The following is a 14,482-nucleotide window of genomic DNA, read 5'->3' as shown; positions in this document are numbered from 1 at the left end:
ATACCAATTGCGCTGCGTTTATGATATAATTTTTTCGATAAAGCGTCGGCGGATAGGGGTCTGCAGGACGTACACAGGAGGGAACAACATGCCGCTCGTATCAATGAACGAATTTTTGCCGAAGGCCAGACAAAATAAATTTGCCGTAGGCCAGTTCAACATGAACAATCTTGAATTTGCTCAAGCCATCGTTGAAGCGGCGATGGAAGAAAAGTCTCCGTTCATCTACGGTGTAAGCGAAGGCGCCCTGAAGTACATGGGGATCGAATTCACTGTCGCGATCGCCGAAGCCGCTGCAAAGCAATCCGGCTTGCCGATCGCTCTGCATCTTGATCACGGAAGCAGCTTTGAAGTAGCTATGAAGTGTATTCGGGCGGGCTTCTCGTCGGTTATGTTTGACGGATCTCACTATCCGTTCGAAGAGAACATCCGTTTGACGAAGGAAGTCGTACGAGCAGCTCATGCGATGGGCGTTTCCGTCGAAGGAGAGCTCGGCACGATCGGCGGTGTGGAAGACGACATCAGCGTGGACGAGGCGAATGCATCCTTGGCTAAGCCGGAAGAAGCGATCCGCTTCTACGAAGAGACCGGCGTTGACTGCGTTGCGATCGCGGTCGGCACGGCACACGGTATGTATAAAGGCGAAGTGAAAATTCATTACGATATTATTGAAGCCGTAGCTTCCAAGATTCCGGTTCCGGTCGTTCTGCACGGCGGTTCCGGGGTTCCGGACGATTCGATCCGCAAAGCGATTGCGGCGGGCGTAGGCAAGATCAACGTCAATACCGAGAACCAAGTCGCTTGTACCGATGCCATCCGCGAGGTGCTCGGCAAAAATTCCGAAGTGTATGATCCCCGCAAATATTTGACTCCGGCCAAGAAAGCAATGGTGGAGGTCGTCCGTTCGAAAATCCAGTTGTTCGGCAGCAGTAACCAAGCTTAAGCAGCAATAAGGGAAACTCATTCGCGCCCCAAAGCCGAATGGTTTCCCTCTCTTCTTTTTTCTTCATGGTGTCAGGAGGAACAGTTACGGATGTCTGAGAAGTTAATGATAGTCGGGGGTCGCCCGCTTCGCGGAACGATCGCCGTAAGCGGCGCCAAAAACAGCGCCGTTGCTTTGCTGCCCGCAGCGCTGCTGGCGGAAACGCCGGTCGTACTGGATAATTTGCCTGAAATCAGCGATGTTTTAATTTATTCGGAGCTGTTGCAAGAGCTTGGAGCAGGGGTACAGTATAAGGACGGCCAAATCCGGATCGATCCTTCCCAATTGACTTGGACGCCGCTGCCTAACGGCAATATCAAGAAGCTTAGAGCTTCGTACTATTTAATGGGGGCGTTGCTCGGGCGATTCGGGAAAGCGGTTATCGGCTTGCCGGGCGGCTGCAATTTCGAGCCTCGTCCGATCGATCAGCATATTAAGGGCTTTGAAGCGTTGGGAGCTCGTGTAACGAACGAGCACGGCGCCATTCATATTCATGCTAAAGAGCTGGTAGGCGCAAAGATTTATCTCGATGTAGCGAGTGTAGGGGCGACAATTAATATTATGCTCGCCGCTTCGCGCGCGAAAGGCGTTACGATTATCGAAAATGCGGCCAAAGAGCCTGAAATCATAGATGTTGCCACTTTGTTGAACAATATGGGCGCCCGGATCAAGGGCGGAGGAACCGATACGATTCGCATTGAAGGCGTCGACAGCATGAAAGGCTGCCGGCATTCGATTATACCCGACCGGATTCAGGCGGGGACTTACATGATCGCTGCCGCCGCTACGGGCGGCGACGTGACGGTCGACAATTTGATTCCGAAGCATATGGAGGCGCTGTCGGCCAAGCTGCAGGAAATGGGCGCGCATGTATACGAGATGGACGAATCGATTCGTGTCGTCGGACAGCCGGAATATTCGAACATCGACGTGAAAGCGCTGGTTTATCCGGGCTTTGCGACGGATCTTCAATCGCCGATGACAAGCTTGCTTACGAGAGCAAGCGGTACCAGCATATTGACGGATTACGTTTATAACAGCCGCTTCAAGCATGTGCCGGAACTGCAGCGCATGGGCGCGAAGATCCGCGTGGAAGGCCGCTCCGCTATTATCGAACAAAGCGAATTGAATGAAGCCAAGGTCCGGGCGACCGATTTGCGAGCCGGAGCCGCGCTCTTTATTGCGGGCCTCATGGTGAAGAGCGGCGGCGTTACCGAAATTTCCGGGTACGAATTCATTCGGCGGGGCTACGATCATTTGATTCCTAATCTTGCCGGGCTTGGCGCCGAAGTGTGGGCGGAGCCCGAATAAATCTAGCATTGTTCGTCAATGATGGTAGAGTAGCTATCTTTTGCGTGAATGCAAACTTACGCTTTTATTCTTAGAAATGTGGTGGTTAATTCAAATGGATCGCAACTTAGCCGAACTAGAGGCGCTGAAGTTGACGGAGCTCTATCAGCTTGCGAAATCCCATCAAATTCCGTATTACGGGCAAATGAAAAAGAAGGAACTCATCTTCTCGATTCTGAGGGCGCAGGCGGAGAAATCCGGACTCATGTTTATGGAAGGCGTACTCGACATTCTGCCTGAAGGCTTCGGCTTTTTAAGACCGATCAACTATTTGCCGAGCGCGGAGGATATTTATATTTCCGCGTCGCAAATTCGAAAATTCGATTTGCGGACGGGTGATTTGGTCTCCGGAAAGTGCAGGCCTCCTAAGGAGAATGAACGGTATTTCGGATTGCTGCACGTGGAAGCGGTTAATGGCGAAGATCCTGCAACCGCAGCCGAACGGCTGCATTTCCCCGCACTCACTCCTCTTTACCCGCAGAAGAAAATCGTTCTGGAAAGAACCCCAAGCGACCTGTCTACCCGATTGATGGATTTGTTCACTCCGGTAGGGCTTGGACAGCGCGGATTGATCGTCGCGCCGCCGAAGGCCGGCAAGACGCTCCTTCTCAAGAAGATCGCCAACAGCATTTCGAACAACTATCCGGACATCAAGCTGTTTATTTTGCTGATCGACGAACGTCCGGAGGAAGTAACCGATATGCAGCGCTCGGTTGATGCCGAGGTCGTCTCGTCTACGTTCGACGAGCTGCCCGAAAACCATATCAAGGTCGCGGAGCTGGTGCTGGAGCGCGCGCTGAGGCTCGTTGAGCATAAGAAAGACGTCGTGATCTTAATGGACAGCATCACGCGTCTGGCAAGAGCGTACAATCTTGTCATTCCGCCTTCGGGACGCACGCTTTCCGGCGGTATCGACCCAGCCGCCTTCCACCGCCCGAAGCGATTTTTCGGTGCGGCGCGGAATGTGGAAGAGGGCGGCAGCTTGACGATCTTGGCGACGGCGCTTGTGGAGACCGGCTCGCGCATGGACGATGTCATCTACGAAGAGTTCAAAGGCACAGGCAATATGGAGCTGCACCTCGACCGCAAGCTGGCCGAACGGCGCATCTTCCCGTCGGTGGACATTCGCAGGTCGGGAACGCGAAGGGAAGAAGTGCTGCTTACCAAGGAAGAGCTGGATAAAGTATGGGCGATCCGCAAATCGATGCAGGATTCGCATGAATATACGGAAGCGTTGTTGAAAAAATTAGCCGAGACGAAGACGAACGCGGAATTCCTCGCCACGATCGAAACGAAGGGCGGTCGGAGCGGGTCCTCGGCGGGCGCATCCTCCGGAACGGGCGCGGGTACGGCAAACGCGAGCTCCGGAACGGGTACGGGAACGGCCCGCAAGCCGGCTTCGGCATCTGCCGGGACTGTCTCCGGGGAAACCTCGACGGCTTCCGGCTCGAACACGACGGCGGCCGGAGCGGCCAGACGGACGAAGACGCCGGCCAGCTCCCCGTCGCGTACGTAACGGAACATTCGATAAAGGCTATGATTTGAGGTGGAAGAACCATGCGTCTGGTATATGCCGACGAAGCAGGCAACGTGTTTGATCATCCGGATTATGTCGGTCTCGGACGGAACGGTGATGTCGTCACCGAAATCATGGAGGACGAACTGATTCCGCTGCCGGAAGGCGCTACGCTCGTTTCCCTCCCGGGTACACGGCCGCTCGGAATCAACTTGGAGACCGATGCGATGGAGCGCGTCTCCGAAGAAGACGTTTACGCAGTCGGGGCGCTGCTGCCGCAAGGATTTACACGGCTCTTGCTGCCGGGCTACGTCAAGCGTCCCGGGGCCGAAGCGCTGCCGCTGTTCGGATACACCGCCGTCGTATGGAAAGACGGACAGTTTTATGCGGCCGCGAAGCAAACCGACGATCCGGAGAAGTGGAATCCCGCGAATTGCGACGTCGATGCGTTGGAGGAAGGGGTTAAGCGGCTGACGGCCGCTTATCCGGACAATCGGCTGTATCAGCACTTGTCGAACTGCGCCTTGGGCTACGAGTGCCTGACGGCCTCGAACACCTTTTTGCAGCGCTGGGAAGGGGCTGTCCCGGTTTCCTTCGCGTGCAACGCCGGATGCTTCGGCTGCATTTCCGAGCAGCCGGAGGACAGCGAATTTCCGGCGCCTCAAACCCGGCTGAAGTTCAGGCCGACAGTCGATGAGGTCGTCCAAATTATGCTGGAGCATCTTCGGACGCCCGAAAGCATTATTTCCTTCGGCCAAGGCTGCGAGGGCGAGCCTTCGACGCAGGCGGCCGTCATTGTGGAAGCGATCAAGCGGGTGCGCGAGCATACCGATACAGGTTACATCAATATAAACACCAACGCCGGCTTGACCGATCACATTCGTGCCATCGTCGATGCGGGGCTCGATTTGATGCGGGTCAGCACGATCAGTGCGCTGGACGAGCATTACAACGCGTATTACCGTCCGCGGGGATATACGCTCGAGAATGTGGCGAAATCTCTTGCTTATGCCGCGGACAAAGGGGTATACACGTCCATCAACTATTTGATCTTTCCCGGAGTGACGGACCGGGAGGAGGAGCTTGAGGCGATGATCGGTTTCGCCCGACGGACGAAGCTTCGGCTCATTCAGATGCGCAATCTGAATATCGACCCGGAAAGCTACCTCTCCTTAATACCGAAGCCGAAGGGCGAGCTGCTCGGCATGAAGCAAGCGATAGAAATTCTTCAATCCGAGCTGCCGGACGTTGTAATCGGATCGTACACGCATGTGCCTCCGGACAAACGCAGGCAAGGCGCAACGAAATAAATAAATGCAATAACGATTGACAGATACCATATATTGATATAAAGTTGTAACGACATTCTATATATTGTTCAAACGGGTGCGCGTTTGTCGTCACAGGCAAACACGCTTAATAGGGAAGTCCGGTGAGAAACCGGCGCGGTCCCGCCACTGTAAGAGAGGAGTATCAGTCCAACCAGCCACTGGCATTGTCGATAGGACAAGCCGGGAAGGCGGACTGAGCACGTTGATCCTCGAGCCAGGAGACCTGCCCGTTTGTTTGACACAAAACCTGCGGAGAACAGGAAGGTGTCCGCGTAGCCCTTGACGCAAGTAACGCTTATTTAACTTGCATAGCCATCGGCGCATTCGGCCCTTTATGGAGCCGGATGCGTCTTTTTGTTTTGCGCGGCTCTTCGCGGGTATGGGAGAAGGGGATGAACGTTTTGTTAATCGTCTACGATTCTAGGACGGGTAATGTACGCCGGTTTGTCGAAAAACTGAATGCGCCGGCGCTGCAAATCGAAGACAGCATCATTGTGGACGAGCCGTTCGTGCTTGTCACCTACACGACCGGCTTCGGGCATGTTCCCGAGAAGGTCGCATCCTTTCTGAGGAGGAACCATCAATGGCTGGCAGGCGTGTCGGCAAGCGGAAATCGTAACTGGGGGCACAACTTTGCGGGAAGCGCAGACCGGATTGCACGCGAATACGGCGTGCCGGTGCTAGGAAAATTCGAGCTTGCGGGCACAGCCCGGGACGTCGAACGGTTTAAGCAGGAGGTGAGCTTGGTTGCGGCATATTGAGCTTAACAATTTATTGATGAGACGAGGCGCCGACGGGTTCTTTCAGCTTGATAAGGACAAGGAAGCGGTCGGGGCGTTTATGGAAGAGGTATATCGAAAGAGCGTTCGCTTTTCCGATACAGAAGCGAAGGTCCGCTACATGATTGATAATGATTACTATGAGAATGTTTATGAGCGGTACGCTCGGGCCGAGGTGGAGGAAATATTCGAGCTGACGCATAGCTACGGCTTTGAATTTTCCTCGTACATGGCGGCATCGAAGTTTTATGCGGACTACGCAATGAAAAGCGACGACCGCTCACTATACATGGAGCATTATCCGGATCGGGTCGCGATCGCGGCTTTGTATTTGGGGCGCGGCGATGCGGCTGCGGCGCGGGCGCTGGCCGCGGCGATGATGGAGCAGCGATTGCAGCCGGCAACGCCGACATTTCTCAATGCAGGCAAGAGCAGGCGCGGCGAAATGGTGTCCTGTTTCCTGCTCGAAGCGGACGATTCGCTCAACTCGATTAACTACATACTCGGCGTCTGCATGCAGCTTTCAAAGATCGGGGGCGGCGTCGCCGTTAACTTGTCCAAGCTGCGCGGACGCGGGGAACCGATCAAGGGCGTCGAAGGAGCGGCCAAAGGCATTATGCCGGTGCTCAAGCTGATGGAGGACGCATTCTCCTACGCGGATCAGATGGGACAGCGCAAAGGGTCCGGAGCGGCATATTACAACATTTTCGGCTGGGATGTCATGGAGTTTCTGGACAGCAAGAAGATTAACGCCGATGAGAAATCGCGGCTGAAGACGCTGTCGATCGGCCTGATCGTCCCGGACAGGTTTTACCGGCTGGCCGAAGAAAATAAGCCGCTTAACGTGTTCGCGCCGTACAGCGTGCTGCAGGCCTACGGAACGCATTTGGACGACATGGATATGGACGAAATGTACGACACGCTAATGGCAGACGAGCGAGTGCGCAAGAAAGCGGTAATGAGCGCGCGGGACATGCTGGTCAAAATCGCCGCGGTCCAGCTTGAATCGGGTTATCCGTACATCATGAACAAGAGCAACGCCAACCGCGCCCATGCGCTTAAAGGTGTCGGCACGGTCAAGATGTCCAATCTGTGTACGGAAATATTCCAATTGCAGGAGACGTCGGAAATAGGGGATTACGGCCAGCCCGACCGCATTCGCAAAGATATTAGCTGTAACCTGGCTTCCCTGAACATTGTCAATGTGATGGAGCGCAAGAAGGTGAGGGAATCCGTGCACGAGGGGATGATCGCATTGACGTCGGTCAGCGATATGACGCACGTCGCCAACGCGCCGGGAGTCGCGAAAGCGAATCGCGAGCTGCATTCGGTCGGGCTCGGAGCGATGAATTTGCACGGTTACTTGGCCAAAAACAAAATCGCCTATGAGAGTGAAGAAGCGAAAGATTTCGTTCGGACTTTTTTTATGATGATGAATTACTACTCTCTGGAAAAAAGCATGGACATCGCCAGAACGCGTGGAGTCGCGTTCGAAGGCTTCGAGCGGTCGGCATATGCAAGCGGCTCGTATTTCGGCAAATACGAGGAAACCGATTACCGTCCGGTTACCGATAAAGTGAAATCGTTGTTCGCGGGCATCGCGATTCCGTCCCCGGAGGACTGGGGCAGACTGAAGGAGGACGTCCGGCGCCACGGGCTGTATCATGCCTACCGGCTGGCCGTTGCGCCTACGCAGAGCATATCGTACATACAGAACGCAACGTCCAGCGTCATGCCGATCGTAGAGACGATCGAAACCCGTACCTATGCGAACTCGACCACTTATTATCCGATGCCCTATTTAAGCCCTGATAATTTTTTTTACTATAAGTCCGCTTATCAAATGGATCAATTCAAGGTGCTCGACTTGATTGCGGAAATTCAAGAGCATGTGGATCAAGGGATATCGACCGTTCTGCATGTCAACAGCGACGTAACGACGAGACAGCTTGCCCGCTATTATATTTACGCCGCCCGGAAAGGCTTGAAGTCGCTCTATTATACCCGGACGAACCGGCTGTCCGTCGAGGAGTGCGTCAGCTGCTCCGTATAATGCGCAAGAAAATATTGGGATGAGGGAACGGAGAGTGACCGGGGATGAACGCTTGGAAAGCGGTGAATTGGAACCGCCCGGACGACGATTATTCGATCGCGTTTTGGAATCAAAATATTATGCAGTTTTGGACGGATGAAGAAATTCCGCTATCCGACGACAAAATGTCGTGGCTGACGCTGAATGAGCATGAACGGGATTTGTATATGAAGGTGCTCGGCGGGTTGACCTTGCTCGATACGGTCCAAGGAGGGGTCGGCATGCCGAAAATTATGGAGCATGCCGAGGGGCTGCAGCGTAAAGCGGTGCTCGGCTTTATGGGCATGATGGAACAAATTCACGCCAAATCGTACAGCAGCATCTTCACCACGCTGGCAACGGGCGAGGAGATCGACCGCGTGTTCGCGTGGGTCGAAAGCAACAGCCGCCTTCAAATTAAGGCGGAGACGATTTCGAAATATTATAACGGCATTCATACGCGGCAGGATTTGTATTTGGCGATGGCCGCATCGGTTATGCTTGAAAGCTACTTGTTTTACAGCGGATTTTTTTACCCGTTGTACTTGGCTGGACAAGGCAAAATGACGAGCAGCGGAGAAATTATCGACCTGATTTTGCGCGACGAGAGTATCCACGGATTGTACGTAGGCATGCTGGCGCAGGAAGTGTCCGCAGCGTTGGAGCCGAGCGAACGGGAAGCGGCCGTAGAGACGGTCCGCGGGCTGCTTCAATATTTGCACGCCAATGAAGAGCGGTACACAGACGAGCTTTACGCCAATGTGGGGCTTGCCTGCGATGTGAAAGCGTTTTTGCGTTACAATGCCAACAAGGCAATGATGAATTTGGGGCTGGATCCTTTATTTCCCGAAGAGGAAATTAACCCGATCGTATATAATGGTATCAGCACAAGGACGAAGCAGCACGATTTCTTTTCGAAGAAAGGAAACGGGTATATTCGCACCATTTACGTGGAGCCGTTGACGGACAGCGATTTTCTTTTTTGAGACGTGCAATAGTTGGAAGTTGCATTTTGGCTGTGATGCATGTTACAATTACGGTCGCATGTATTTTACTCTGGATCGACAGGAGTAACTCAAGATCCAGGGCGGAAAGAGGTGAATCCACGTGAAACAAGACATTCAACCGAAATATCACGTGACCACGGTTACTTGCGCTTGCGGCAACTCGTTCGAGACGGGATCCGTTAAGCCGAGCCTTCGTGTCGAAATTTGTTCCGTTTGCCATCCGTTCTTTACCGGCAAACAGAAATTCATCGATGCCGGCGGACGTGTGGATAAATTCAAGAAAAAATACGGTATCTAAGATTTTCCAAGCATGGCATGACACCTTTTGCGGAGATAATATCCGTGGGAGGTGTCTTTTTCTTATGAACATCCGCAGCTTCATAACGATCGGATGCTTGGCGGTTTCCATATTTGCGCTATCCGGCTGTACGGCCGGCAACAATGTACAGCAGCATTATACGCAGGACGGATATATGGGGCTAAGCAATTCAAACCCGAATTTGCGCACTCATCCGTCGCATCATTCGTACCGGAAGGACCGGCAGCTAATGCGCCAGGCGCTTCGGGAGATGGCGCTCGACAAGAGATCGTATATCGCCATTAACGGCGCAACGGCCATTATTACGATCAATGTGGACGACGACATTTCCCCGCAGGAGGCGGAGGCGATTCGGTCCGACGTATATTCGCTGCTCAAGGGGAACAATCCGAGATACGATTACGAAATTCGATTCGATTAAACCGCCGAAATTGCCAATTTCCGGAGCCGCTTGAACTTCGTCCGGCAATCGGTTATACTAAGGTTCGGTCGGGTCCCTCGCAATGGGTGCCTATGAACCCGGTCAGGTCCGGAAGGAAGCAGCCGTAAGTAGGAAGTCTCATGTGCCGGGGGGTAACCTGGCCTTTTTTATTTTACATACCGTTTCTCCAAACACTTTGTCCCTTGCGGGCAAAGTGTTTTGTCGTATTAGAAGGAATTGGCACGTTATGAAGCGAATGCTAATTATTCATAAACCAACGAGAAGGACGCCGATTTTATCGAAGGTGGTGCTTTTCTTGCCTGAGACGACGAATGAGTGGAAGCTGCATATCACATGCGGTTCGTTCGAAAAGCAACTGGAACGTTTTTACCGATGCACCTCGCTGTTTGTCGCTTCCGACGGTACGATTCTAAAGGTTCAGCCGGAACTCGCGGCTTCGCTCGGTTACGAAGCTGCGGAACTGGAGGGCTCCTCGATTTCGGTTCTATTTCGTTCGGCGGCTGCCCTGGAAAAGCTGATCGTCGGCAATGCGCCCGAGAAGGTGGGTATTACCGACATCTACGGCGTAGAGCATTATTGGGATTATTCATTGATTCGGGTGTTTGAAGCGGATCGCGAATTCGGTATTTTGCTGACGATCGACGATCTTGACGGCGGCGGCCGAGTCAACCTGCTGCAGCGGTTTGCCGGCTCCTTCATTCAAGATATTAATTTGGGCGTCATTCTGATCGACGCGGACTTCAAGCTGGTCGACATCAGCGATATGGCGTGCCGGGTTCTTGGGGTGGAACGGGAGCGGGTGCTCAACCAGCCGATGGACAAAGTGTTTGCGGGCGTTCCGTACGAGCATCGGCTCGTCCAGCGATCCCTCTTGGACGGGGCGGTCGTGAAAAATTACGCCGTGTCTTGGACGAATAACCGCGAGCGGTTCGAGCTGCTGCTGGATTCGAGCCTGCTGAAGGACCGGCTGGGCCGAACGGTCGGCGCTTACGTGATGTTTAAGGACGTAACCAACCTCAGATCGCTTGAACAGCAAGTACAGCGAAGCGACCGGCTCGCCATGATCGGGCAAATCGCCGCAGGCACCGCCCATGAAATTAGAAATCCGCTCACATCGATCAAGGGCTTTCTGCAAGTCTTAAAAAATACGCTAAGGGACAACGGGATGGAAAAGGAGCACGGATATTCGGAAATTATGCTGGGGGAGATCGACCGCATCAATGAGCTCGTCAACGAATTTTTGCTGCTCAGCAAGCCGCGCAACGTGTCCTTGACGAAAGTAAACGTGGCGTCCGTCATCCGTGAAATTTTGCCGATTATTAACAATGAGGCGATATTGCACAACGTGATGGTCCAATACGCCTCCTCCCTCGACATGCCGTATATTGTCGCCGACAGCGAGCTGCTCAAGCAGGTGTTTATTAATATTTGCAAGAACGGGATCGAAGCGATGACAGACGGCGGCACATTAACGATTACGGAGAAGCTGGACGAAGAGGATCAAAGGGTGAATATTTTAATCCAGGATACCGGCCCGGGAATTCCGGCGTTTCTGATCGATAAAATATTCGATCCTTTCTTTACGACGAAGGAGGAGGGCACCGGGCTCGGGTTATCCGTATGTCAGCGAATTATTCACGACATCGGCGGAACGATCCGGGTTTCCTCCAAAGGCTATGGAACCGCCTTTATCGTATCGGTTCCTTATACGAGGTAAATGGAAGAAGCGTTTGCTCGAATCGAGGGCAAACGCTTTTTCGTTCGGTTCGGAACTGCTATAATACGGTTACACGGCTTTGTGTAACTTAATTGCAAGCCGAACATTAGAAAGCATATGAGGGGATTTTATGGCCCGCATGGCCTTGTACCGCGCTTGGCGGTCTCAGACGTTCGAGGACGTGGTCGGACAAAGGCATATTACACAGACGCTGCAAAATTCTCTCCGGGAAGGACGGCTTTCGCACGCTTATTTATTTACGGGACCGAGAGGCACCGGGAAAACGAGCACGGCGAAAATTCTCGCCAAAGCCGTAAACTGCGAGCGGGGACCGGCGGCGGAGCCGTGCAACGAATGCGGCGCCTGCAAACGGATTACATCCGGCGCCTGCATCGACGTGAATGAATTCGATGCAGCCTCCAACCGCGGAGTGGAGGAAATTCGCGATATTCGCGATAAGGTGAAATATGCTCCGACGGAAGTGAAATATAAGGTATATATCATAGACGAAGTTCACATGCTCACGACGGAAGCGTTCAATGCGCTGCTGAAGACGCTGGAGGAGCCTCCGGAGCACGTGCTCTTTATTCTGGCGACCACCGAACCGCACAAGGTGCCGGCCACCATCCATTCCCGGTGCCAGCGGTTCGATTTTCGCCGGGTAAGCCCGTCGGAGCAGGCGGCGCATATGAAGCGGATCTGTAACGAAGAGGGTATCGAGATCGAGGATGAGGCGCTCGCCCTGATCGCCCGGCTGTCGGACGGCGGGATGCGGGATGCGCTCAGCGTGCTCGATCAAGCCGTTTCGTTCACGGGCAACAAGGTGACGTACAACGGCGTAGTGGAGATGACCGGCGGCGTGGCGTTCGACCAGTACGGCTCGCTCGCGGAAGCCGTTCGCGACCGGGACGTCGTCTTCGTGCTTACGTTCGTAGACCGGATGATGAGAGAAGGAAAGAGTGCGGACAAGTGTCTCGAAGGGTTTCTGTCTTTCCTTCGGGATTTGCTGCTCGTCAAGCTCGTTCCCGACTCGCCTGTCGTTAGCGAACGGCTTTCGGAGACGGAGGCGCGGCGGCTGCGCGGCATCTGCGACAGCATCGGGCACGATCGGCTGTTTCGGATGATCGACGCCGTGAACGGCTACCTCGGCGAAATGCGCTATGCCGCACAGCCGCAGATGATGCTGGAGGTTGCCTTGCTCAAGCTTTGCACCCTGGAAGAAGGCGCAAGCGGTGCCGCAACGGCGCAAGCGTCCGCCGCGGCTGCTCCGGGAGCGAGCCAAGCGAACGCGGGGCTCGCAGTGGAGATCCGCGCTCTGGCGGCGCGCCTCGAGCGGCTGGAAGCGCGCGGCGTCGCTGCGCCGGGAGCCGGCGCAGCCGAAAGCGCCGCGGCCGCTCCGGCTCCTGCCAGGCCGCAGGCGGCGCCCCGCGTCACGGTGAAAAACCCGGCGGCGCTCGTTCCGTATTTGGAGGCGAAGGACTCGGCGGAGTTCAAGAAAGTCGCCGCCGAGTGGGCGGACGTCCTGAGCCGCGTCAAGGAACGCAAAATTACGGTTCACGCTTGGCTGGTTGACGGGGAGCCCGTATCCGTTGCGGGAGATACCGTGCTTGTCGCGTTCAAAAACACGATCCACCGCGAAACAACGGAGAAGCCGGCCAACAGAGAGCTGATCGAAGGCGTGATGAGCGAGCTGCTGGGCAAGCATTACAGGCTCTCCACGCTGATGCTTTCCGAATGGCAGGCGGCGGCGGAAACCGCGGCGGGGAAATCGGGAGCCGCGGCTGCCGATGCGGAGGCGTTCGAGCTCATCCCTGAGCAGGATCAGGATGAAGGTAAAGCCTACAAGGAAGAATGGATCAACGAGGCGATTGAGCTGTTCGGCGAAAATATCGTCGTTGTGAAAGAGTAACATTTTACCTAAAAAATAATCGATTGGGGTGCATTTGGCATGATGCGTGGCGGTATGGGCGGCAATATGAACCAGATGATGAAGCAAGTAAAGAAGATGCAGGAGCAAATGATGAAAGCTCAGGAGGAGCTGGAGAACAAGACCGTCGAAGGAACGGCCGGCGGCGGTGTCGTCACGGTGCAAATGAGCGGCCACAAGAAGCTTCTGGACGTTAAGATCAAACCGGAAGCGGTCGATCCGGAGGACGTGGAAATGCTGCAGGATCTCGTACTGACGGCCGTGAACGATGCGCTTGCGAAAGCGGATGAGCTTGCAAATCAAGATTTGGGACGATTCACCGGCGGCATGAACATCCCGGGTCTGTTCTAAGGGGCGTTCGCCATTGTTTTATCCGGAACCGATAGCCAAACTGATTGATTCCTTCTCTCGTCTGCCCGGCGTCGGTCCGAAAACGGCCGCTCGGCTGGCATTCTACGTGCTGCGAATGAAAGAAGACGACGTGATCGATTTCGCCAAAGCGCTGGTGAACGTGAAGCGGAACCTCCATTACTGCTCCGTCTGCTGCAATATTACGGATACGGACCCTTGCCGGATTTGCTCCGACCGCACCCGCGACCGTTCCGTCATATGCGTCGTCCAGGAGCCGCGGGATTTGGCGGCAATGGAGCGGACGAAGGAGTTTAACGGCATGTATCACGTGCTGCAAGGCGCCATTTCCCCTATGGAGGGAATCGGACCCGACGAGATCAAAGTCGCCGAGCTGCTGAAGCGCCTTGCGAACGACGAGGTGCAGGAGCTGATTCTGGCGACGAACCCGAATATCGAGGGGGAAGCGACGTCCATGTATATATCGCGGCTCGTCAAGCCGTTCGGCCTGAAGGTGACGCGTATCGCCCACGGCTTGCCGGTCGGCGGCGATTTGGAATACGCGGACGAGATTACGTTGTCGAAGGCGCTTGAAGGACGCAGAGAATTAAGTTGATGCGCGATGTTGACGGGAGCCTCCGGGCTCCTTTTTTTTCTACGACGGCATGTTTAACGAACAATCATTGTTCCAAA

General features: G+C 54.4%; 13 protein-coding genes, 1 other RNA gene and 1 riboswitch. All 14 genes read left to right on the top strand.

What is annotated here, in order from left to right:
• Positions 1-88: 88 nt before the first annotated feature.
• The 14 genes from fba to recR all read left to right on the top strand — a co-directional run bounded on the left by fba (position 89) and on the right by recR (position 14,405).
• Complete coding sequence (gene fba, locus PT964_RS13840; RefSeq protein ID WP_274363950.1) at positions 89-943, top strand: class II fructose-1,6-bisphosphate aldolase; 855 nt, start codon at positions 89-91, stop codon at positions 941-943.
• Between the two features lie 90 nt (positions 944-1,033).
• Positions 1,034-2,293 carry a UDP-N-acetylglucosamine 1-carboxyvinyltransferase gene (locus tag PT964_RS13835; protein ID WP_274363949.1) on the top strand — a complete coding sequence of 420 codons (1,260 nt, stop codon included), beginning with the start codon at positions 1,034-1,036 and terminating at the stop codon, positions 2,291-2,293.
• A 94-nt stretch (positions 2,294-2,387) separates the two neighbouring features.
• Positions 2,388-3,848 carry a transcription termination factor Rho gene (gene rho / locus PT964_RS13830; RefSeq protein WP_274363948.1) on the top strand — a complete coding sequence of 487 codons (1,461 nt, stop codon included), beginning with the start codon at positions 2,388-2,390 and terminating at the stop codon, positions 3,846-3,848.
• A 41-nt stretch (positions 3,849-3,889) separates the two neighbouring features.
• Positions 3,890-5,158 carry a radical SAM family protein gene (locus PT964_RS13825; RefSeq protein WP_274363947.1) on the top strand — a complete coding sequence of 423 codons (1,269 nt, stop codon included), beginning with the start codon at positions 3,890-3,892 and terminating at the stop codon, positions 5,156-5,158.
• Positions 5,159-5,215: 57 nt separating this feature from the next.
• A riboswitch (cobalamin riboswitch) is annotated at positions 5,216-5,424 on the top strand.
• A 156-nt stretch (positions 5,425-5,580) separates the two neighbouring features.
• On the top strand, positions 5,581-5,940 hold the full coding sequence (gene nrdI / locus PT964_RS13820; RefSeq protein WP_274364038.1) for a class Ib ribonucleoside-diphosphate reductase assembly flavoprotein NrdI: 360 nt from the start codon (positions 5,581-5,583) through the stop codon (positions 5,938-5,940).
• The gene (nrdE, locus tag PT964_RS13815) at positions 5,927-8,011 is read left to right on the top strand and encodes a class 1b ribonucleoside-diphosphate reductase subunit alpha (protein ID WP_274363946.1); all 2,085 of its coding nucleotides are present in this window, start codon (positions 5,927-5,929) and stop codon (positions 8,009-8,011) included. Before nrdI ends, nrdE begins: the two co-directional genes overlap by 14 nt.
• A gap of 44 nt (positions 8,012-8,055) precedes the next feature.
• Entirely contained in the window at positions 8,056-9,015 is a 960-nt protein-coding gene (gene nrdF / locus PT964_RS13810) for a class 1b ribonucleoside-diphosphate reductase subunit beta (protein ID WP_274363945.1), read from the top strand.
• A 121-nt stretch (positions 9,016-9,136) separates the two neighbouring features.
• On the top strand, positions 9,137-9,334 hold the full coding sequence (gene rpmE, locus PT964_RS13805) for a 50S ribosomal protein L31 (RefSeq protein WP_274363944.1): 198 nt from the start codon (positions 9,137-9,139) through the stop codon (positions 9,332-9,334).
• A 64-nt stretch (positions 9,335-9,398) separates the two neighbouring features.
• Positions 9,399-9,776 carry a hypothetical protein gene (locus tag PT964_RS13800; RefSeq protein WP_274363943.1) on the top strand — a complete coding sequence of 126 codons (378 nt, stop codon included), beginning with the start codon at positions 9,399-9,401 and terminating at the stop codon, positions 9,774-9,776.
• Between the two features lie 66 nt (positions 9,777-9,842).
• Positions 9,843-9,942, top strand: an RNA gene (ffs, locus tag PT964_RS13795) — signal recognition particle sRNA small type.
• A gap of 480 nt (positions 9,943-10,422) precedes the next feature.
• On the top strand, positions 10,423-11,514 hold the full coding sequence (locus PT964_RS13790) for an ATP-binding protein (RefSeq protein ID WP_274364037.1): 1,092 nt from the start codon (positions 10,423-10,425) through the stop codon (positions 11,512-11,514).
• Between the two features lie 130 nt (positions 11,515-11,644).
• The gene (gene dnaX / locus PT964_RS13785; protein WP_274363942.1) at positions 11,645-13,423 is read left to right on the top strand and encodes a DNA polymerase III subunit gamma/tau; all 1,779 of its coding nucleotides are present in this window, start codon (positions 11,645-11,647) and stop codon (positions 13,421-13,423) included.
• A gap of 39 nt (positions 13,424-13,462) precedes the next feature.
• Entirely contained in the window at positions 13,463-13,792 is a 330-nt protein-coding gene (locus tag PT964_RS13780) for a YbaB/EbfC family nucleoid-associated protein (protein ID WP_274363941.1), read from the top strand.
• A 13-nt stretch (positions 13,793-13,805) separates the two neighbouring features.
• The gene (recR, locus tag PT964_RS13775; protein ID WP_274363940.1) at positions 13,806-14,405 is read left to right on the top strand and encodes a recombination mediator RecR; all 600 of its coding nucleotides are present in this window, start codon (positions 13,806-13,808) and stop codon (positions 14,403-14,405) included.
• Positions 14,406-14,482: the final 77 nt, after the last annotated feature.

It is taken from the genome of Paenibacillus thermotolerans, from assembly GCF_028745515.1.
In the GTDB taxonomy this organism is placed as follows: domain Bacteria; phylum Bacillota; class Bacilli; order Paenibacillales; family YIM-B00363; genus Paenibacillus_AE; species Paenibacillus_AE thermotolerans.
The sequence above is the reverse complement of the archived record's forward strand: the minus strand, read 5'-3'. Positions and strand labels throughout refer to the sequence as shown.